Below are 20690 nucleotides of genomic sequence, written 5' to 3'. Positions count from 1 at the left end.
GATGGCGACGCACGACGCTTGGGCCTTGATCTGCCGCCTGTTCGCGGGTGGCACGCCTGTACTGCGCGCCATGTTGTCGCCGCGCGAGGCAGTGGCGCTGTCCATACTCGGCAAGGCGGTCAAGCCGACGGTCATGGATCAGTCCTTCGTGCTGTGCCCGCACTGCCAACAGCATCGGGCGCAGGTGTGGAGCGATGGTCGTGGCGGACGGATGTGCCGTTGCCCGGACTGCGGGCCAGTGACCGTCGAGGCCGCCGATGGTGCGGCGCTGGTCTTGGATGAGGATTGGCTGCGCCAGAAGATGCGCCTCGCGCTCGGTATTGAAAGTCGCGATGGCATCGATGACCTCGGCGGCGGAGCGTGGCGGCTGGGCGATGCCCGGCGTTCGCCGGTGCTGCTGGCGCGCGATCTGACGCGGGTGCTGCACGAACCTGCGCTGCTGGAGCGGGTGCGCGTGGCGGGCGGTGACATCCGGGTGATCACGCCGAGGCCGAGCACGACGCGCGGAGCGCCCTTCGGCGCGGGCGTCGAGTGGTTGGCGCTGGAGGAGCGCTTCGCGTTCTATGGCGGCGGGATCACGTTCATCGCCACGCCGTCACCCGTGGCGCAAGCAGTCGCCGATCCGGCCACGCCAGTGAACGGGCCGTTCTCGGCGGACTTCAGGTGGGCGACGCTGCCGGATGTTCAGGCCACGCCGATCCAGTTCACCAAAGGTCAGGCCAGCGTGTTCAAAGCTCTCTGGGAACTCAAGGGCGTCGAGGTGGATGGCGAAAGGGTCATGCAGCGCGCCGGCCAGAAGAGCGACAAGCCCATCGACCTGTTCAAGATCAAAGCGAAAGACAAGGGCAATCCTCTGCATGCGGCACGGCTTGCGGCCTACGGCGCACTCGTGGTCACGCAGCAACGCGCGGGGCTATATGCGATGCCGTGTGCGGCAGCGAGAAAGGAGGTTGTCATGACGTGAGCACACCACCCGACGCGCCGAGGCTCGCGCGATTTCAAGAGCCTGACCTTTTCAATTTTTGGAGCATTTGAAATGAGCAGAAAAAACCAATGGGTCGTACCCGTCAACGGCGGTGATCAGTGGGGCGTGCGCGGTGAAGGCAACGACCGCCTCACCTCCGTCCACGACACGCAGCAACAGGCGATTGACCGTGCGCGGGACATCGCCATCAACCAGCAGAGCGAGATGTTCATCCAAGGTCGTGACGGCCAGATCCGTGAGCGCAACAGCTACGGTCATGATCCGTTCCCGCCCAAGGGCTGATGTTGGGGCTGGCCTCGCGGGTTTGCACGGGCAATCTGGAACAGCAAACCCGCGAGCCAACCATTCCCACCGGCACACGCACAAACCATTGACGGAAAACGCCGCCTGCGTGTGCCACGGCGAAGAAGTTGGCGCAGGTTTCGAGAGAAGATAGGGCGAAACAGGGGCGAACCGGGCCGGTCATGCCGCTCACGGGCGGAGCGGCTGGCACTTGCAAAATGGCCCGGAACCCCGCGCGGCTTGGGGAACCCACAAACGAAAACGCCCAACCGAGAACGGTTGGGCGCTGAATAGTGGTGGGCCGTGAAGGATTCGAACCTTCGACCAAAAGATTAAAAGTCTTCTGCTCTACCGACTGAGCTAACGGCCCGATGCATTGCCCCGGCCTTTCGGCGGGGTCCGCATTCTACCCTACTTTGATGGGTCGCGCGAAACCACGGTATGTCGAAGCTGCCGGCCAGCGGCCGGCACTACCCGATCGGGCCAGCCCGCTTAAACCTTCCGCCCCCTCTACGCATCCTGTGGTGGTCTAATCAACCTGGACACTCGATAGGGATCAATTTCGAGAATCGAGGCAACCCATGGCAAATCAGATCACGCAGGGCATGAGAGACGAGGCCGTTCGCCTTGTCGTTGTGGAGGGGCAGACCGTCAGGGACGTTTGCCAACTGATGGATGTCGGTCCCACGGCATTGAGGCGCTGGATTGAGCAGTGGCGCCGCAAACATGAGCCTCAGGCCCAGGCTCCTCCGCCAGACCCCCAGGTCAGAATCGCCGAACTGGAAGCCCAGAACCGCCGGCTCAAGGAGGAGCGGGATCTCCTAAAAAAATCCATCGCCTTCTTCATTCGGGACAGCGATCACCGGAACAAGTGATCGAAGAATTGGGGAAGGCTGCTCCAATCCGGCTGCTGTGCGAGTTGATGGGCTATCCCCGCAGCAGCTACTACGCTTGGCTGCGCCGGGAACCTCAGATCGATCAGCAGTTTCTGGACCAGGTTGAACTGGTGCGTCGCATTCATGAATCCAGTCGCGGCAGTTATGGGTCCCGCAGGATGGTCAAGGAATTGGCCAACAAGGGCCTGGAAGTCGGACGCTACCGTGCTCGGACGCTGATGCGCAGGGCTGGAGTGAGGGCTCGACAGCACCGGCGGCACAAGTATCACAGCCTTGGGCCACAGGCTTTGACGGTTCCCAATGTATTGGACCGACAGTTCAACCCGACAGCGCCCAATCGGGTTTGGGCAGGCGATATCACCTACATCCCGACCCAGCAGGGCTGGCTCTATTTGGCCATTGTCGTGGACCTGTTTGCTCGCCGGGTGGTGGGTTGGGCTCATTCCCACGAAGCGGGCGCGTGGCTGGCCGTCAGGGCGCTTCAGGGGGCGTTGAAGCAGCGCCGTCCCAAGACGGGGCTGTTGTTTCACTCCGATCAGGGCCGGCAATACACCAGCCATGCTATGGCCGAGATCCTGCGCGACAACGGGATCATCCAAAGCATGAGCCGTAAGGGCAACTGCTGGGACAACGCCGTGGTGGAACGGACCTTTGCCACCCTCAAGGGAGAATGGCTCTACTCCAAGTACCCGGCGCGGCAGGAGGCGGTGGCCGATATCGAACGGTTCGTAGACTGGTACAACCACCGTCGGCTGCACACCGCCAACGGCCTGGTGCCGCCTGCCCTCCACGAAGAGCAGGCAGCCTGAACACCCCTTGAGAGTGTCCAGAAAAGCTTGACCACCACATCCCATCAGCGATCCCCCTGCGGAACTTCGGATGCGCCTGCCCTTCAACCTGCTCGCTGCCCTGCTGTTGCCCTGCAGCGCTCTGGCCGCCCCGTCCCAGGTCGTCACCGACGACATCGCCCGCTTCTGGGCCACCTATGACGCGGTGCGCGCCGAATCCGATGCAGCCCAACAGGTGGCCCTGGTGCAGCAGCGCTACATCGATCCGGGCAGCCCGGGACTGCATGCACTGATGCAGGTCCGCAACTACACCGCCCGCGAATACGCCGAGGCCATGCGCGCCTGGCCACGCTTCTGGTCTTCGGTACGGCCGTTGACCGCCAACGCGCAGCAGGCCAGCGCCACGTTGGAGCGGGACCTGACCGCCTTCCGCGCGCTCTACCCTGCCCTGCGCCCGGCCACCATCACCTATGCGGTTGGCGTGCTGCGTACCGGCGGCACCACGCTGGGCGACAAGGTGCTGATCGGGGCGGAGATGGCGCTGGGCGACGAGCGTGTGGACGTGAGCGAGCTGCCCGAGCCGATGCGCAGCCGGCTGCGGATCTTCTACGACAGCCGACCCGGTGCGAACAACGCGCAGAACAACCTGCACGAGTACGTGCATACCCAGCAGCGCGAGACCACCGGCAGCCTGGCCCAGTACGCGGTGCGCGAAGGCGTGGCCGAATACGTGGCAGAGCGCATCAGCGGTCGCCGCCCGGCGTTGCCGCTGTACACCTATGGGCCCGCGCATGAAGGGGAAATCCGCGCGCGCTTCCTTGCGGAGATGCACGGGGACAACCTGGACAACTGGCTGTACAACAGCGCGCGCAGTCCGTTCGGGGTGAGTGATCTGGGCTACTACGCGGGCTACCGCATCGCGCAGGAGTTCATGCGCCAGCAGTCCGACGAGAAGGCCGGCATCGCGCGGATGATCGAGCTGGACTATGCCGATCCGAAGGCGGTGCGCGGCTTCATCGAGGCATCGGGATGGTTGCAGGCCCGGTAGGTCAAGGAGTGCGAACCAACGGTTCGCACCCACCGAGTGGGGGCGGCTTGCACCCATCGGGAGGGAGCGGCTTGCACCCACCGGGAGGGGACGGTTCGCACCTACGGTGAAGCCGGCCAGCGGCCGGCTCTACCGGAAGCGGTCAGGCGTACAGCGTCGGGTCGGCGACGCCGGCCTCGGCGAAGCCCTGCGCGCGCAGGCGGCAGGCGTCGCAGTGGCCGCAGGCGGCGCCGTTGGCGTCGGCGTTGTAGCAGGACACGGTCAGGCCGAAGTCCACGCCCAGGCGCACGCCTTCGCTGACGATCTGGCCCTTGCTGAGGAACTGCAGCGGTGCGTGCACCTTGATGCCCGCACCCTCCACGCCCGACTTGGTGGCCAGGTTGGCCAGCGCCTGGAACGCCGCCACGAACTCGGGGCGGCAGTCCGGGTAGCCGGAATAGTCCACGGCGTTGACACCGCAGAAGATGTCGTTGGCGCCGAGCACTTCGGCCCAGCCCAGGGCCAGCGACAGCATGATGGTGTTGCGTGCCGGCACGTAGGTGACCGGGATGCCGGCACCGCCGGCCTCGGGCACGTCGATGTCGTCGGTCAGCGCCGAGCCACCAATGCTGCGCAGGTCTACGTCCACGGTCTTGTGCGCGACCACGCCCTGGGCCTTCGCCACGCGGGCGGCGGCATCCAGTTCGGAGGTATGACGCTGGCCATAGCGCACGCTCAGGGCATGCACGGCAAAGCCCTGTTCCTGGGCCATGGCGATGACGGCGGCTGAATCCATGCCGCCGGAGAGAAGCACGACTGCCTTCTTCATGGGAAAAACATCCGGTTGGGAGGGGAAAGCCAGCACGCTGTCCCGCGCCGGAGCTACATCAGGGAACGCTGCGCCGGCTCATCGACCCGGCTCGTCGTTCCACAGGATTTTATGCAACTGCATCTGGAAGCGCACCGGCAGCCGGTCTTCGACGATCCAGTCGGCCAGCTGCCGCGCGGTGATCTCGCCCTTGCTCGGCGAGAAGAACACGGTGCAGCGCTTCACCAGGCCGTGCTCGGCGACCATGGCCTTGGCCCAGTCGTAATCCTCACGGTTGCAGATGACGAACTTGATCTGGTCGCGTGCGGTCAGCAGCGGCAGGTTTTCCAGGCGGTTGCGGGCGGCTTCGGCCGAGCCTGGCGTCTTGATGTCGACCACGCGCGACACGCGCGGGTCCACCGCGCTGACGTCCAGCGCGCCGGAGGTTTCCAGCGAGACGTCCATGCCGGCGTCGCACAGTTTCTGCAGCAGCACCAGGCAACGCTTCTGTGCCAGCGGCTCGCCACCGGTCACGCAGACGTGGCGCACGCCCTGGGCCAGCACCTCGGCCACGATGTCGTCGATATCCCACCAGGTGCCGCCGTGGAAGGCATAGGCGGTGTCGCAGTACTGGCAGCGCAGCGGGCAGCCGGTCAGGCGCACGAACACGGTCGGCCAGCCGGCGGTATCGGCTTCGCCCTGCAGCGAGGTGAAGATCTCGGTGATCTTCAGGCGTGGCAGGGGCGACTGCACGATCTCACTGGGCGTGGCGGCGGCGCTGGACGGGGTAACGGCGGTCATGGCGGGTACTTCTTGGAGGGACACGTGGCGGGGGAGCTACCGTGGCCGGTAACGAAAGCAGCCGAGCATGGCTCGGCTCTACAACAGCAACCGGGCGGGTGAACCCATCCGGTAACGAAAGCAGCCGAGCATGGCTCGGCGCTGCAACAGCAGCCGGTCGGGCGTGGCCCAGCCGGTAATGCGAGCCGCCGGGCATGGCCCGGCGCTGCCGGATCCGGGCGGGTTTGCCGAGCCGGAAACGAAAGCAGCCGAGCGTGGGCTCGGCTCTACAGGACACGTATTGTACGCCCGGTCAGCGGCTCAGCGGATCTGCTTGCCGAGGCGGATCGACTGCAGGCGGTCCTGCGCGGTGCGCGCGGCGTCCGAGCCGGGGTACTGCGCCACGACGGCCTCCAGCGTCTGCTGGGCCTGGTCGACCTTGCCCTCGCCATACTGCGAGAGGCCGACCTTGAGCAGGCCGCCTGCGGCCTTGTCGTGGGTCGGATAGCGCGAGAGCAGTTCACGGAACTGGGTCTCGGCCATCGGGAAATTGCGGGTGGCGTAGTAGCTCTCGCCCAGCCAGTACAGCGCGTTCGGCGCGTAGACGCCGTTCGGGTACAGCTGCAGGAAGCTCAGGAACAACTGCGCCGAATCATCGTACTTGCCGGCCTTCAGTGATTCGAAGGCGACGTTGTAGGAGGTGCGCTCGTCGCCGGTGGCGGCAAGGCTGCCGGCATCACCATGGACGGAAGGCGGCCGCTCGGAAGTGGCCGCCGCTGCGGGTTTTGCCGGGGCCGGGGCGGCCTTCGGCGCGCTCGCCGGAACGGGCGGCAGGGCCGGGGCGGCATTACCCCCTTCCAACCGGTTCAGGCGGCTGTCCAGATCCAGGTACTGGTCCTGGGCGGACTGCTTGAGCTGGGCGTTGTCGTGCTGCAACTGCTCGATCGAGGCCTGCAGGCTGGTGACCTGCTGCCGCAGCTGATTGATCTGGTTCAACAGGTCCTGGTTGGCACTGTTGTTGTACATCTGCTGCTCGAGCGCGCCAACACGGTCGGCCAGGCTCTGTCGCTGTGCATGCGCCGGTGCGGCAGCCACGAGGGCTGCCGCAACGACCAGCATCAATTTGATGCCAATGCGCATGGATTACTGCGCGGTGTAGACGATTTCGACGCGACGGTTCTGCGACCAGCAGGACTCGTTCGACTCGGTGCAGACCGGACGCTCTTCACCGTAGGACACGACGGTCAGCTGCGAAGCCGAGCCACCGTTGGCCTGCAGGGCCGAGTTGACGCCGTTGCCACGACGCTCACCCAGGGCCTGGTTGTACGCGCGCGAACCGCGCTCGTCGGTGTGGCCCTGCAGGGTGATGCGCGAGGACGGACGGTCACGCAGGTACTTGGCGTGGCAAGCCATGATGGCCTGGAATTCCGGCTTCACGTCTTCCTTGTCCAGGTCGAAGTAGACAACGCGCTGGCGCAGGCAAGCGTCGGTGTCCAGGTCGCCCGGGCCGTACAGGCCCGAGGTCGACGGACCGGTCGGGGTGGTGGTCGAGGTGCCGGTGTCAACCGGGGCTGCCGGCTCTTCCTTCACCTTCTTCGAGCAACCGGCCAGGACGGCCACAGACAGCAGGGAAACAAGCAGAACGCGGGTGGACTTGTTCATGGCGATACCTTTGTGGCTCCTAGGCCGATGAGGGGTTCAAGACAGCGAAAATATTAACACTCTTTTAGCGCTGGGTACGGTATGGGGACCATGCCGGTTCGCGCACATCTCCGTCAGCCAGAACCAACCGCTGGCGCACGCGCGCATCGGCGGAAACGGCGTACAGCACACCACGGCCACCCTCGCGGGCGGCGTACAACACCATGCTTGCGTTGGGCGCAAAGCTCGGAGATTCATCCAGCGAACCCGGGGACAGCGTGCTCCAGCGGGGCGAACCCAGCGAGCTGTCCATCATCGCGATCTTGTAGCTGTTGCCCGAGCCCTGCGCGACGGCGATCTTCTTGCCGTCGTAGGACACCGAGGGCTTGGCATTGTAGTTGCCCTGGAAGGTCACGCGCTCGGCGCTGCCGCCACCTGCACCGACCTTGTAGACCTGCGGACGGCCGCCACGGTCGGAGGTGAAGTACACCGCGCTGCCGTCCGGCGCCCAGGTCGGCTCGGTATCGATGGCGAAGTGGTTGGTCAGCTGGGTCAGCTGCTTGCTGCCCAGGTCCATGACGTAGATTTCCGGGTTGCCCGAACGCGACAGGGTCAGGGCCAGCTTGCGGCCGTCCGGCGAGAACGCCGGGGCGCTGTTGATGCCACGGAAGCTGGTGACCAGCTCGCGCGCGCCGGTGCCGATGTTCTGGATGTAGATCGCCGAATTGCCACGCTCGAAGCTGACGTAGGCCAGCTTGCTGCCATCCGGGCTCCACGACGGCGACAGCAGCGGCTCGGCCGAACGCACGATGGTCTGCGGGTTGTAGCCGTCGGAGTCGGCCACCATCAGCGCATAGCGCATGGCGTCGCCCTTGCCGCTGGCGGTCACGTAGGCGATGCGGGTCCAGAAGGCGCCGCGCACACCGGTGATCTTTTCGTAGATGGCGTCGGCCATCTGGTGGGCAACGTCGCGCATGGCGTTGCCACGGGCGGTCATCGCCAGGCCCAGCAGGCGCTCGCCCTTGGGCACGTCGAACAGTTCGTACTCGACGCGATAGGCGCCGGCACCGGCGTCGAGCACGCGGCCGACCACAATGTAGTTCTGCTTCAGCGCGCGCCAGGTGGCGAACTGGATGTCACCGCCACGCACGGGCTTCTCGACGATCTGCGCTTCCGGCAGCGTGCGGAACTGGCCCGAGCGCTCCAGGTCGGCGCGGACCACGCCGGCGACGTCGGTCTGCGGAGCGGCCGACGAACCCTGGTAGGGCATCGGCACGATGGTGATCGGCAGGGCGGAGGCATTGCCGCCGATGATGTCGATATCCAGCCCCTTCTGCTGCGCGACGGCAGCAAAGGGCAGCAACAGGGCCGCAAACACGGCAAGCCAGCGAGGCATCTTTTTCATGGAGCGCTCAATAGGGGGAAACCGGAACGAGGGATAACAAAGCGGGAGTGAACCGCTTCGCAATCATGAACCAAGGGTACGTGAATTCCGGGTCAGTTCCAGCCCGTCCTCTCACGCACCGTTAACGTCGTGGCTAACATCGCACCCGCTTGCCCCGGCCACACGGCCCCCGACGGGCAGTGTTCGACGGTAGCCCCAGCCTGCCCGGTCGAAACCGAGCGCACCAGAGGCAAGCGCGACAGCCGTGGGCGCGGGCGGCCTGATGACCGCCCTGCCCCGCTCGATCAATCCTGCGCTGTAAAGGTCAGGTTGAGCGTGCGGTTGAACACCGACTCGAAGCCCCGGTATGGCAGCGGCTGGGCGTTGAGCACGGCGGCCTCGATCGAGCGCTTGCCGGCCTCGTCATAGGGGCAATTTGCACCGACCTTGGCCTGCAGCACCTGTCCACCCGGGATCTGGGTGATGGTCACCTGGCACTTCTGCCCCAGCGGCACGCTGTCCGGGCGGGTCCAGGTGTCACGCACCTTGGCCTGGATCGCCGCAGCGTACTTGGCGGTCAGATCATCGCTGTTGCCACCCCCACCGGCGGCCGGCCGGGAGGCGCCAGTGGCACCGGCAGCCGCACTGCCGGCGGCATTGCGCGCGGCGGCGACCTGGCGCAGCTTCTGCTCGGCCAGCTTGGCCTCCTTCTCGGCCTGCTCGCGGCGGGCACGGATCTCGGCGATCTTCTTCTGCTTCTCGGCCTCGGCCTTGTCAGCGGCCACGCGCTCCTGCTCGGCCTGCTTCTTCTTCTCGTCCGCTTCCTGCTGCTTGGCCAGGCGCAGCTTCTGCTCCGCTTCTTCCTGGCGCTTGCGTTCAGTCAGGTCGATCTGCTCCTGGCGGCGCTTGGCTTCCTGTTCCTGCTTGGCCTTCTCCTGCGAGATGGCCAGCGCACTCACCGCCTCCTGGTCCTTGGTATCCGGCTGCGCGACACGCTCCTGCGCCTGTTGCTGCTGGGGCGTGGGGGCATCCTGCGGGCGCGGCTCGGGAATCGGCTGCGGCGGCGGGATGGTGTCTTCCGGCACCGGGATCGGCTCGGCAACCGGCGGCGGCAGGTCTTCCAGCTTCTCCGACTGGCGCAGGGCCTGGCGCGCCGCGGAGGCCTCGGACGCGGACAGCGCCAGGCTGGCCTCGACCGAAGGATCGCCAGCGGCGGCATCGGTGTTGCGCTCGGGCGACCAGAACCAGGCCACGATGAACACCAGCGCGACCAGCAGGTGCACCAGCAACGCCAGCGCCAGGGGCAGGCCCCAGCCGGGTTCGCGCTGATGCGGGGGTGGCAGGGCGTCAGCGTGCATCGGTGGCCAGGCCTACCTTGTCTACCTTGGCGCGCTTGATCACATCCATCGCGGCGATGACCTTTTCATAGGCCACGGCGCGGTCGGCGGCGACGATCACGCGCACACCCTTGTCCTGGGCGGCGATGCCGGCCAGGCGGCCTTCCAGTTCCTCGGCCGACACGGCGGCCGGTTCCTTGGCGTCGGGCAGCTTCAGGCTGAGCTGGCCGTCCTGGCGCACCGAGACGATCACCGGGTCCTGCTTGCTCTCCAGCGCCTTGGCGTTGGACTGCGGCAGATCGACGTCGAAGCTCAGGGTGAGCAGCGGTGCGGTGACCATGAAAATGATCAGCAGCACCAGCATGACGTCGATGTAGGGAACGACGTTGATTTCCGATTTCAGCTTGCGGCGCTTGCGGCGACCGATGGCAGCGGACATGGCTTGGACTCCCGGGTCAGGCGCTTACTCGTCGCCAGCGCTCTGGCGCTGCAGGATGGAGCTGAACTCTTCGGCGAAGGTCTCGAACCGCACCGACATGCGCTCCACGCGGGTGGTGAAGCGGTTGTAGGCCCACACCGCCGGGATCGCCACGAACAGGCCGATGGCGGTGGCGAACAGCGCTTCGGAGATGCCCGGCGCGACGGCGGCGATACCGGCCTGCGCACCGCTGCTGATCATGTCGTGCATGGTCACCATGATGCCGAACACGGTACCGACCAGGCCCACGTAAGGCGCGGTCGAGCCGATGTTGGCCAGCAGCTCCAGGTTGCGCTCGAGCTGGTCCACTTCGCGGGTGTAGGTGGTGCGCATCGCGCGCTGCGCGCCTTCAAGCTGCGCACGACCGTCCAGGCGGCGCTTGTCACGCAGGCGGGTGTATTCGCGGAAACCGGCTTCGAAGATGGCTTCCAGGCCGCCGACATTGCGGCTGCGGTCGGTGGCCGAGCTGTACAGCTTGCCCAGGTCGGCGCCGGACCAGAAGCGGTTCTCGAACTCGTCGGCTTCGCGGGTGGCCTGCTTGAACACGCGGGCCTTGCGGAAAATGATCACCCAGCTGACGAACGAGCCGACCAGCAGCAGCAGCACGATGATCTTCACCGGCAGGCTGGCCTTGGCCATCAGTTCGAGGTAGTTGATGCCGCCGCCGGTGGTGGCCTGGGCAAGGGTCTGTGTCGCGGCGTTGCTGACGTCGGCCGGCAGTGCCTCGGTGACCGTGGCCTGCAGGGCCAGGAGCGTTGCGATCATCCGTTGTTCCTCAGTGTTCGGATTCGGGGTGGAGGTGGGGTTGCAGCACGGCAAGGACGGCGTCGTCCATGCCACGCGGGCGGAAACTGGCCGCTTCCAGTGCGGCGATGCGGACCTGCGCCGACAGCAGCAGCTCGCCGTCGCGCAGGATCTGCTGGTCGAAGACCATGCTGGCCTTCTTCAGCTGGACCAGACGGGCGCTCACCTGCAGGGTGTCATCCAGCCGTGCCGGCCTGATGAAATCCATCTGCATCGAGCGCACCGCGAAGACCATCCCGTGCTCGGCACGCATGCGTTCCTGGCCATAGCCCAGCGCACGCATCCATTCGGTCCGGGCCCGTTCCATGAAGGCCACGTAGCGGGCGTGGTAGACCACGCCACCTGCGTCGGTATCTTCCCAGTAAATGCGTGTCGGCCAACTGAATCGGGGCTCAACCGACATCGGGAACCTCCGCGAACAGGTCCTGCGGCGGGTTCTTCGGCTTCAGGCCCATGTGCCGGTAGGCCTTGTGGGTGGCCATGCGGCCGCGCGCGGTGCGCACCAGGAAGCCCTGCTGGATCAGGTACGGCTCGACCACGTCTTCCAGCGTGCCGCGCTCTTCAGACAGCGCCGCGGCCAGCGATTCGATGCCGACCGGGCCGCCATCGAAGTAGTCGACCATGGTCTTGAGCAGGCGCCGGTCAAGCTCGTCGAAGCCTTCCGGGTCGACCTTCAGCATCTTCATCGCAGCCTGTGCCACGGCCTCGTCGATGTGGCCGCCGGCCTTCACCTGCGCGTAGTCGCGTACGCGGCGCAGCAGGCGGTTGGCGATACGCGGGGTGCCGCGCGCGCGGCGCGCGATCTCGCCGGCGCCATCGGCGGTGCAGTCGATGGCCAGGATCGCCGCCGAACGGCGCACGATGCGGGTCAGCTCTTCAACGCTGTAGAACTCCAGGCGCTGGACGATGCCGAAGCGGTCGCGCAGCGGCGCGGTCAGCAGGCCGGCGCGGGTGGTGGCGCCGATCAGGGTGAACGGCGGCAGGTCGATCTTGATCGAACGGGCCGCGGGGCCTTCGCCGATCATGATGTCGATCTGGAAGTCTTCCATCGCCGGGTACAGCACTTCCTCGACCACCGGCGACAGGCGATGGATTTCGTCGATGAACAGCACATCGTGCGGCTGCAGGTTGGTCAGCAGCGCGGCGAGGTCACCGGCCTTCTCGATCACTGGGCCGGAGGTCACCCGCAGGGCCACGCCCAGCTCGTTGGCGATGACGTGGCTGAGGGTGGTCTTGCCCAGACCGGGCGGGCCGAAGATCAGCACATGGTCGAGCGCATCGCCACGGGCTTTGGCCGCTTCGATGTAGATCTCCAGCTGCTCGCGCACCGGGGCCTGGCCGAGGTAGTCGGCCAAGCGCTTGGGGCGGATGCTGGCGTCGGCGGCGTCATCCTCGCGGGTGGCGCCGGCGCCGATGATGCGGTCGTCGGTCATATGCTGATTATGCGGCAAAAGCGCGGGTTTCGGCCGGGCTGCGCCCGGCACCCGCAGAGGCAACGGCAACATCCAGAGCAACAGCCGAAGCGGGCTTCCTGGGGAATGGCGGGGTGGGTCCGCTTGCGGGGGACGCTGCAAGTACGTCCATGTAAGCTCGGTCGCCGCATCCATGCGGCTCACGCCCCCGCAACCGGCCCCACCCCGCCTTCGACAGTTTCCTGCGGTCTGTCGGAACGGCGTTCTGCTTTGGTGGCTGCCGACCGTTGGTCGGCACGGTAGATCCAGGCGTGGAGGAAACTGGAGAGCAGAGTGGGCCAAGCTTCAAGCACGCGGCATCTCCGCAAGCGGAGCCCCCTTGTTGTTCAAGGGGGTGCGCCGACAGGCGCGGGGATAAGGTGGAATGCGCGGAACGCCGGCGCCCAAGGCGCCTGCGTTTCAAGGGGGTGCGCCGACAGGCGCGGGGATAAGGTGGAATGCGTGCGGGGCCCACGGTTTGCGCAGCAAATCGTGGGACGTAGCGCAGGTGGAGATTAGATCTCCACCTGCGCGCCCAGTTCCACCAGACGGTTGCCCGGTATGCGGAAGAACCCCGTCGCCGGGGCGGCATTCCGGTGCATCAGCGCGAACAGCTTGTCACGCCAGATCGGCATGCCGCGGTTGGCGGTGGCGACGATGGTCTCGCGACTGGCGAAGAAGGTGGTGTCCATCGGGTCGAAATAGATGCCGCCGTGGTCGCACGAGCGCATCAGCGCCAGTGGCACGTCCGGGGTCTCCATGAAGCCGAAGCGGACGTAGACGCGGTAGAACTCGTCGCCCACCGATTCGATCTTCAGCCGCTGCCCTTCCATCGCATACGGGATCGGCAGGGTTTCCACGTGCAGGAACACGTTGCGCTCGTGCAGCACCTTGTTGTGCTTGAGGTTGTGCATCAGCGCGTGCGGCGCCACGGTCGGGTCGGCGGTGAGGAACACCGCGGTGCCCGGCACGCGTACCGGCGGCGCCAGCATCAGGCCCGGCAGGAAGGTATCCAGGCGGATGCCGTCCTTGCGGATCTCATCGCGCAGCAGCTCGCGGCCACGGCGCCAGGTACGCATCATGGTGAACAGGAAGATGCCCAGCACCACCGGGAACCAGGCGCCCTGCAGCAGCTTGGCACCGTTGGCGATGACGAAGCCGAGGTCGATGATGAAGAACACCACGCACAACGGCAGGATCCAGTTGCGGGCCTTCGGCCACAGCGAACGCGCGACCAGTGCCAGCAGCAGGGTGTCGATCAGCATGGTGGCCGACACCGAGATGCCGTAGGCCACGGCCAGGTTCGACGAGCTGCGGAAGGCCAGTACCAAGCCGATCACCATCACCGCGATACCCCAGTTGATGCCCGGGATGTAGATCTGGCCGATGGTGTCGTGCGAGGTGTGCTTGATGCGCATGCGCGGGATGTAACCCAGCTGCATGGCCTGGCGCGAGACCGAGAACGCACCGGTGATGACCGACTGCGACGCGATCACCGCCGCCATCGTGGCCAGGATGATCATCGGGTACAGCGCCCACGGCGGCACCGCCTCGAAGAACGGGTTCTTCAGCGCCTCGGGGTGGTTGAGCACCAGTGCGCCCTGCCCCAGGTAGTTCAGCACCAGGCACGGCAGGACGAAGAAATACCAGGCGTGGCGGATGGGCTTGGCGCCGAAGTGGCCCATGTCGGCGTACAGCGCCTCGCCACCGGTCACCGCCAGCACCACCGCACCAAGAATGAAGATGCCGTGCCAGCTGTGCTCCATGAAGAAGCGGATCGCCCACCACGGGTTGAAGGCCTTCAGCACTTCCGGCGCGTCGACGATGTTGTAGATGCCGATCGCGGCCAGCGAGATGAACCAGACCGAGGTGATCGGGCCGAACGCCTTGCCGATCTTTTCGGTACCGAAGCGCTGCGCGGCAAACACCATCAGCAGCACCACCACGGTGATCGGCACGATGAAGGCATGCAGGCCGGGCGCGGCCACCTCCAGGCCCTCGACCGCGCCAAGCACGGAGATCGCCGGGGTGATCACGCCGTCACCGAAGAACAGCGAGGCACCGAAGATACCGAGGATGCCGACCACGTAAGCCGAGCGCGACCCGTTGCGCAGCGTGCGCTGGGTCAGCGCCATCAGCGCCATGATGCCGCCCTCGCCGTCATTGTCGGCGCGCATGATGATGGTCACGTACTTGAGCGTGACCACGATGTTCAGCGCCCAGAACGCCAGCGACAGCACGCCCAGCACGGTGTCGTGGTCACTGTTGAGCCCGTAGTGCGGCGAGAACGCCTCCTTCAGGGTGTACAGCGGGCTGGTACCGATATCGCCGAAGACCACGCCGATCGCACCGATGATCAGCGCCATGCCTCCGGCGGGAGGGGCGTGACCGTGGCCGCCGGGGGCAGCTGCGTGCGGGGTTTGACTGCTGGACATGGGACTCCTGGCGAAGCTCAGGCGGTTCGTTGAGGGAAAGGGAGGCGGGTCAGCGCAGCGCCGACTGCAGCGCCTTGCGGATCACAGTGGCCACTTCGTCGCCTTCATTGAAAGCGTCGCGGGCCATGCGTGCCGCTTCGGCCGGCTTGTAGCCCAGCTGCTGCAGGGCCACGGTGGCATCGGACAGCGGATCGGCCGGCGCCGGGCCACTGCCGGTCGGCAGCGCGCCGCCGGCACCGAACTGGGCGGCGCGGTCACGCAGCTCCAGCACCATGCGCTCGGCGGTCTTCTTGCCGATGCCCGGAATGCGGGTCAGCGCGGTGATGTCGCCGGCCTGGACCATGCGCGCGAACTCCTCGACTGTGACACCGGACAGCACGGCCAGCGCGATCTTCGCGCCGATGCCACTGACCTTCTGCACGTCGCGGAACAGGCGCCGCTCACCCTCGCGCAGGAAGCCGTACAGCGAGACGCTGTCTTCCTTCTGCGAGTAATGGGTGTACAGGGTGACCTCGCGGCCGAGCTCGGGCAGGTCGTAGAAGGTGCTCATCGGCGCCTCCAGTTCGTAGCCCACTCCGTTCACGTCCACCACCAGCCACGGCGGCGCCTTGTAGGCGACGATGCCGCGCAGTCGACCGATCATTGCGTGCAGCTCCTCATTTGCGGCCCCACGCCTGGCGGGCACTGAGCCCCAGGCGGTTGGCCGTCGCCCTTACGTGGGCATGGGTGATCGCCACCGCCAACGCGTCGGCCGCGTCGGCCTGCAGCTTGGTTTTCAGGTTGAGCATGAGCCCGACCATGTGTTGAACCTGTTGCTTTTCGGCGCCACCGCGCCCGACCACCGCGAGCTTGATCTCGCTGGCGGCGTATTCGTGCACCGGCAGGTCGCGCAGCACCACGGCCGAGATCGCCGCGCCCCGGGCCTGGCCCAGCTTCAGCGCCGAATCGGGATTGCGGGCCATGAACACCTTTTCGATGGCCACTTCATTGGGCTGGTATTCCCGGCACAGGTCGGCCAGGCCCAGCACCAGCAGCTTCATGCGCTGCGGGAAGTCGTCGGCGCCCAGCAGCACCAGCGGCTGGTGGTGCACATGGCTGACGCGGCCGGCGGCGTCGACATCGATGATGCCGACCCCGGTCCGCTGCGAACCGGGGTCGATGCCGAGGATGCGGGTCATGCTGCACTCCTGGCGGGGCGGAACGGGGTGCGCTGGCAGGCGTATGGGCTCATGACTGTCCGCGGTGACCGTTCAACGGCCCGTGCCCAGGCCGTCGAGGACGGCTCAGGCGTAGGCGTCGGCGCCGAGTTCGGCGTTGGAATACACGTCCTGCACGTCGTCCAGGTCTTCGAGCATGTCCAGCAGCTTCTTGACCTGCAGTGCGACGTCGCCTTCGACCTTGATGTCGTTGTCCGCGCGGAAGGTGACCTCGGCGTGGTCGGCGACATGGCCGGCGGCGGCCATTGCGTCCTTGACCGCGTTGAACGCGTCAGGGCTGGTGACCACGTCGATCGAGGCGTCGTCCGGGTAGACCACGATGTCATCGGCGCCGGCCTCGATGGCCGCTTCGGTGATGGCTTCCTCGTCGGCACCCGGGGCGAAGCTGAGCACGCCCAGGCGCTTGAACATGAAGGCAACCGAGCCTTCAGTGCCCATGTTGCCGCCGCACTTGCTGAACGCATGGCGGACATCGGCCACGGTGCGCACGCGATTGTCGGTCAGGCAGTCGACGATCACGGCCACGCCACCCGGGGCGTAGCCCTCGTAGCGGATTTCCTCGTAATCGACGCCTTCCAGTTCACCGGTGGCCTTCTTGATGGCGCGCTCGATCACGTCCTTGGACATGTTCACGGCCAGACCCTTGTCCATGGCCACGCGCAGGCGCGGGTTGTTGTTGGGGTCGCCTCCACCGCCGCGCGCGGCAACGCCGATCTCGCGGATGATCTTGGTGAAAATCTTGCCGCGCTTCGCGTCGGACGCGTTCTTGCGGGCTTCGATGGAGGGGCCTCTACCCATGGGTGCTACCGTCTGGCTGCTTCAGGATCAAGGCGCGGATTCTACCTGATCGGGCGCTGCAACCGTGTCTAGGGCGGAGGGATGCTGCCAGGTCATGCCCGGCGGAGAGCGTGCGAACCAACGGTTCGCACCCACCCAGGCAGGCCGGTCGCACCCACTCAATCATGCGGCGGCGGCGTCGCGGCTGTGGTCGAACTGGCCGTGGCGCAGGAAATGCGCGGTCTGCCGCGCGGCATCGGGCGACACCACCAGGCCACTGTGGCTGGTACGCACCACGCAATGGTCGGCCAGGCCCGGCAGGCGCGTCTCGGCCAGAGCCACCGTGCCGTCGGAGGCATCGTCGATCGCCCCCAGCAGGCTGCCCAGCCCATGCGGCACCGAGCCGGCGATCAGCCCGACTTCGGCCTTGCCCTGCCAGTCCGGCAGGCCATCGAGCAACAGTTCGCTGCTGCGGCCCAGCGCCAGGCCCCACCCGTGCTCGGACAATGAACGCGCAGTGCCGCTGCCGCGCAGCGGCGAGCCCAGGCAGACCACGCGCTGCACGTCCAGCTGCGGTTGGCGGCGCAAGGCCTCCAGCGCGAGCAATCCGCCCAGGCTGTGACCGACCAGCGACAACGGCCCGGCATCGGCCAGGCGTTCCAGCAGCTGCGGCACGGCTACGTCGGGGCCACCAAACACCGAGGAATAGCCGAACGCGTGCACCTGGAAACCACGCGCGCGCAGGCGCCAGGCCAGTGGCCCGACCCAGGCACGGGCATTCCAGATGCCATGCAGCAGCAATACGGGGGGAGTCATGCAAACAGCCTGGCGGTCAGCGGGGCAGGAACGTGAGGTGATTGAACACGCGCGCGCAGCAAGCGGCGGTGAACGTCAGGCCGCGCGCGGCGCGCGGCGCAGGATGAATTCGAGGTCCTGGGTGTCACCGACCGGGAACAGGTACTCGCCGGCCTTCTCGAAACCGTAGCGGGCGTAGAAGCGTTGCGCGCCGAAGTTCTCCGACCACACGCCCAGCCACAACGTGCGCGGGCCTTCGTGTTCCAGCCAGGCCAGCGCGGTTTCCAGCAGGCGGCTGCCCCAGCCGCAGCTCTGCTGCGTCTTGATCAGGTACAGGCGCTTGAGTTCGCCGTCACCGGGTTTCACATCCGGATGCGGCAGGCCACAGGGGCCGGCGGCGGCGTGGCCGACCGCCTCCCCATCCAGTTCCAGCAGCCACACCGCGTAGTCGGGGTGGGCCAGGATCACGCGCTGGCGCTCGACCGTGTAGGCCTCCTCGAGGAAGGCCTGCAGGTCCTGCGGCGGATACAGATGGCCGAAGGTTTCGGTGAACGTGCGTGCGGCCAGCGCCGACAGGGTCGGCGCGTCGTCCACAGTGGCGCGGCGGATCGAATACATGCAGGAAGTTGACGTCAGGGCGAAGCGCGGGTCAAGCCTTTTCAGGCGATTCCGCTTCTTCTTCCTCGTCCTCTTCCTCGTATTCCTCTTCGTCCTCGTCCTCTTCTTCCTCGCCTTCCTCGTCCTCGTCGTACTCTTCCTCTTCGTCGTCCTCGTAATCCTCGACGCCGAAGTCTTCACCATCCCAACGGCCTTCGCCGTCGGCAACGAAGGTCAGGGCCATCGCCGCCGGATTGGTACCGACGCGGACCAGCCAACCACCGAACACGCGTGCACGCTCGGTGACCAGGGTGGCCTCGGAGCCTTCATTGCCCAGCTTTTCCCACTCCAGCGAAAACGCAAACTCGGTCATTGCCTGGATCTCCTGATCAGTTGGTCTTGGGGCGAACCTGGATGTGCACTTCGGCCAGCTGCGTATCGACGATCGGCGACGGCGCGTCGGTCATCAGATCCTGTGCACCGGTGGTCTTCGGGAACGGGATGACGTCGCGGATCGACTCGGTGCCGGCCATCAGCGCGGCGATGCGGTCGATGCCGAAGGCAATGCCACCGTGCGGCGGCGCGCCGTAGTTCAGCGCGTCGAGCAGGAAGCCGAACTTGGCGCGGGCTTCCTCGGCACCGATGCCGAGCAGCTCGAACACCGCGCTCTGCATGTCCGGACGGTGGATACGGATGGAACCGCCGCCGATTTCATTGCCGTTGAGCACCATGTCGTAGCCGCGCGAGACGGCGGTACGGGCGTTGGCGCGCAGGTCGGCGATGTCGTCCACGGCAGGTGCGGTGAAGGGGTGATGCAGGGCGACGTAGCGCTGTTCTTCCTCGTCCCACTCGAACATCGGGAAGTCGGTGACCCACAGCGGCGCCCAGCCGTCGGCGACCAGGCCGAAGTCCTTGCCGGCCTTCAGGCGCAGCGCGCCCATGAAGTCGGAGACCTTGTTGTAGCCACCTGCGCCGAAGAACACGATGTCGCCGTTGCCGGCGCCGACGTGGGCCACCAGCGCAGCGAAGGATTCCTCGCTGAAGAACTTCTGGATCGGCGAGCTGACTTCGCCGTTGTCGGCGATCTTGATGTAGGCCAGGCCCTTGGCGCCGTACTTGGCGGCATGCGCGGCGTACTCGTCGATCTGCTTGCGGCTCAGCGACGCACCGCCCGGGATGCGCAGCGCGGCGACGCGGCCTTCGGCATCATTGGCCGGGCCGGTGAACACCGGGAACTCGCTGTCCTTGACCAGCTCGGCCACGTCGACCAGTTCCAGCGCGATGCGCAGGTCCGGCTTGTCCGAACCGTAGCGACGCATCGCCTCGGCCCAGGTCATGCGCGGGAAGCTGGCATCCAGCTGCACGTCCACCACTTCCTTGAAGATGGCGCGGATCATGTCCTCGACGAAGTCCTGCACGTCGCGTTCGCGGACGAAGGCGAACTCCATGTCCAGCTGGGTGAATTCCAGCTGGCGGTCGGCACGCAGGGCTTCATCGCGGAAGCAGCGCGCGATCTGGTAGTAGCGGTCGAAGCCGGCCACCATCAGGATCTGCTTGAACAGCTGCGGGCTCTGCGGCAGGGCGTAGAACTCGCCCGGGTGCATGCGCGCCGGCACCAGGAAGTCGCGCGCGCCTTCCGGAGTGGCCTTGGTCAGGATCGGGGTCTCGATGTCCTGGAAGCCCTTCTCGTCCAGATGGCGGCGCAGGGCCTGCACCAGCTTGATGCGGGTGCGCTGCATGCGCTGCATTTCCGGGCGGCGCAGGTCCAGGTAACGGTACTTCAGGCGGGTTTCCTCGCCCGGGTTCTCGTGGGCGTGGAACGGCAGCGGCGCGGCCTTGTTCAGCACGGTGATGGCGGTGGCGATCACTTCCACCTTGCCGGTGCGCATCTTGTCGTTCACCGCGTGGCGGGCGCGCACGACGCCTTCCACCTGCAGCACGTCCTCATAGCCCAGCGACGCGGCCACGGCGAACACTTCGGCGTTGTCGACTTCTACGGTCACCTGCACGATGCCTTCATGATCCCGGAGATCGATGAAGCAGACGCCGCCCTGGTTACGGGCCACGTCGGTCCAGCCGGCGAGGGTGACAGTCTGGCCAATCAGGGTCTCGTCGACCAGGCCGCAGAAGTGGGTACGCATGGGGGAAGCTCCGCTGGAGAACGCCGGCACCGGATGGGGGCCGGAAAGCCTCGTATTCTGCGGCCGA

22 protein-coding genes and 1 tRNA gene are annotated in these 20690 nt (G+C 66.4%); 4 read left to right on the top strand and 19 right to left on the bottom strand.

The features are described 5' to 3' along the window. Position 1 precedes the first annotated feature (1 nt). The gene (locus BKE09_RS16510) at positions 2-964 is read left to right on the top strand and encodes a hypothetical protein (protein WP_034022810.1); all 963 of its coding nucleotides are present in this window, start codon (positions 2-4) and stop codon (positions 962-964) included. Positions 965-1036: 72 nt separating this feature from the next. After that, a complete protein-coding gene (locus tag BKE09_RS16505) occupies positions 1037-1267 on the top strand; it encodes a DUF2188 domain-containing protein (RefSeq protein ID WP_034022813.1) in 231 nt (76 codons plus the stop codon). 294 nt (positions 1268-1561) lie between these two features. Here BKE09_RS16505 and BKE09_RS16500 read toward each other — a convergent pair. Further along, a tRNA-Lys gene (locus tag BKE09_RS16500) sits at positions 1562-1637 on the bottom strand. A gap of 211 nt (positions 1638-1848) precedes the next feature. On the opposite strand from BKE09_RS16500, the gene BKE09_RS16490 reads away from it, so the two are divergent. Together BKE09_RS16490 and BKE09_RS16485 are read left to right on the top strand one after the other, a co-directional pair. Then, positions 1849-2972, top strand: a protein-coding gene (locus tag BKE09_RS16490; protein WP_240502874.1) for an IS3 family transposase whose coding sequence is annotated in 2 segments (ribosomal slippage) — positions 1849-2089 and positions 2089-2972 — 1125 coding nt in all. Because the reading frame shifts where the segments join, the coding sequence is not laid out codon by codon here. A 70-nt stretch (positions 2973-3042) separates the two neighbouring features. After that, on the top strand, positions 3043-3999 hold the full coding sequence (locus BKE09_RS16485) for a DUF2268 domain-containing putative Zn-dependent protease (RefSeq protein ID WP_075676476.1): 957 nt from the start codon (positions 3043-3045) through the stop codon (positions 3997-3999). 142 nt (positions 4000-4141) lie between these two features. Here BKE09_RS16485 and queC read toward each other — a convergent pair whose 3' ends face one another. From queC to aspS, 18 genes are all read right to left on the bottom strand, one after another. Further along, positions 4142-4807, bottom strand: coding sequence for a 7-cyano-7-deazaguanine synthase QueC (gene queC / locus BKE09_RS16480; protein WP_014038216.1), 666 nt, complete (start codon positions 4805-4807; stop codon positions 4142-4144). 78 nt (positions 4808-4885) lie between these two features. Beyond that, positions 4886-5587 (bottom strand): 7-carboxy-7-deazaguanine synthase QueE, encoded by a 702-nt coding sequence (gene queE / locus BKE09_RS16475; RefSeq protein WP_014038217.1) that lies wholly within the window; start codon positions 5585-5587, stop codon positions 4886-4888. A 300-nt stretch (positions 5588-5887) separates the two neighbouring features. After that, on the bottom strand, positions 5888-6706 hold the full coding sequence (gene ybgF, locus BKE09_RS16470; RefSeq protein ID WP_075676474.1) for a tol-pal system protein YbgF: 819 nt from the start codon (positions 6704-6706) through the stop codon (positions 5888-5890). A 3-nt stretch (positions 6707-6709) separates the two neighbouring features. Beyond that, on the bottom strand, positions 6710-7228 hold the full coding sequence (pal, locus tag BKE09_RS16465; RefSeq protein WP_005410748.1) for a peptidoglycan-associated lipoprotein Pal: 519 nt from the start codon (positions 7226-7228) through the stop codon (positions 6710-6712). A gap of 64 nt (positions 7229-7292) precedes the next feature. Further along, positions 7293-8612 carry a Tol-Pal system beta propeller repeat protein TolB gene (gene tolB, locus BKE09_RS16460; RefSeq protein WP_014038220.1) on the bottom strand — a complete coding sequence of 440 codons (1320 nt, stop codon included), beginning with the start codon at positions 8610-8612 and terminating at the stop codon, positions 7293-7295. A 284-nt stretch (positions 8613-8896) separates the two neighbouring features. Then, complete coding sequence (gene tolA / locus BKE09_RS16455; protein ID WP_075676472.1) at positions 8897-9949, bottom strand: cell envelope integrity protein TolA; 1053 nt, start codon at positions 9947-9949, stop codon at positions 8897-8899. Beyond that, positions 9939-10367, bottom strand: a complete 429-nt coding sequence (tolR, locus tag BKE09_RS16450) for a protein TolR (RefSeq protein ID WP_006438804.1) — start codon at positions 10365-10367, stop codon at positions 9939-9941. Before tolR ends, tolA begins: the two co-directional genes overlap by 11 nt. Before the next feature lie 24 nt (positions 10368-10391). Then, positions 10392-11171, bottom strand: coding sequence for a protein TolQ (gene tolQ / locus BKE09_RS16445; RefSeq protein ID WP_006438802.1), 780 nt, complete (start codon positions 11169-11171; stop codon positions 10392-10394). A gap of 10 nt (positions 11172-11181) precedes the next feature. Then, positions 11182-11613 carry a tol-pal system-associated acyl-CoA thioesterase gene (ybgC, locus tag BKE09_RS16440; RefSeq protein WP_014038222.1) on the bottom strand — a complete coding sequence of 144 codons (432 nt, stop codon included), beginning with the start codon at positions 11611-11613 and terminating at the stop codon, positions 11182-11184. Next, the gene (gene ruvB / locus BKE09_RS16435) at positions 11603-12643 is read right to left on the bottom strand and encodes a Holliday junction branch migration DNA helicase RuvB (RefSeq protein ID WP_075676470.1); all 1041 of its coding nucleotides are present in this window, start codon (positions 12641-12643) and stop codon (positions 11603-11605) included. The genes ybgC and ruvB overlap by 11 nt, the downstream gene beginning before the upstream one ends. Positions 12644-13176: 533 nt before the next feature. Continuing rightward, positions 13177-15027 (bottom strand): potassium transporter Kup, encoded by a 1851-nt coding sequence (locus BKE09_RS16430; RefSeq protein WP_168356094.1) that lies wholly within the window; start codon positions 15025-15027, stop codon positions 13177-13179. Positions 15028-15145: 118 nt separating this feature from the next. Continuing rightward, complete coding sequence (ruvA, locus tag BKE09_RS16425) at positions 15146-15739, bottom strand: Holliday junction branch migration protein RuvA (RefSeq protein WP_005410756.1); 594 nt, start codon at positions 15737-15739, stop codon at positions 15146-15148. Between the two features lie 13 nt (positions 15740-15752). Beyond that, complete coding sequence (gene ruvC / locus BKE09_RS16420) at positions 15753-16274, bottom strand: crossover junction endodeoxyribonuclease RuvC (protein WP_008268142.1); 522 nt, start codon at positions 16272-16274, stop codon at positions 15753-15755. Positions 16275-16379: 105 nt separating this feature from the next. Then, a complete protein-coding gene (locus BKE09_RS16415) occupies positions 16380-17111 on the bottom strand; it encodes a YebC/PmpR family DNA-binding transcriptional regulator (protein ID WP_075676468.1) in 732 nt (243 codons plus the stop codon). 162 nt (positions 17112-17273) lie between these two features. After that, positions 17274-17906 (bottom strand): alpha/beta fold hydrolase, encoded by a 633-nt coding sequence (locus BKE09_RS16410; RefSeq protein ID WP_014038228.1) that lies wholly within the window; start codon positions 17904-17906, stop codon positions 17274-17276. A 75-nt stretch (positions 17907-17981) separates the two neighbouring features. Beyond that, positions 17982-18503 (bottom strand): GNAT family N-acetyltransferase, encoded by a 522-nt coding sequence (locus tag BKE09_RS16405; RefSeq protein ID WP_014038229.1) that lies wholly within the window; start codon positions 18501-18503, stop codon positions 17982-17984. A 31-nt stretch (positions 18504-18534) separates the two neighbouring features. Beyond that, positions 18535-18855, bottom strand: coding sequence for a hypothetical protein (locus tag BKE09_RS16400; protein ID WP_014038230.1), 321 nt, complete (start codon positions 18853-18855; stop codon positions 18535-18537). A gap of 16 nt (positions 18856-18871) precedes the next feature. Beyond that, on the bottom strand, positions 18872-20623 hold the full coding sequence (gene aspS / locus BKE09_RS16395; RefSeq protein WP_049442644.1) for an aspartate--tRNA ligase: 1752 nt from the start codon (positions 20621-20623) through the stop codon (positions 18872-18874). Positions 20624-20690: the final 67 nt, after the last annotated feature.

It is taken from the genome of Stenotrophomonas sp. TD3, assembly GCF_001939825.1.
Classification (GTDB): Bacteria; Pseudomonadota; Gammaproteobacteria; order Xanthomonadales; family Xanthomonadaceae; genus Stenotrophomonas.
This window is presented reverse-complemented; position numbering and strand designations above follow the sequence as displayed.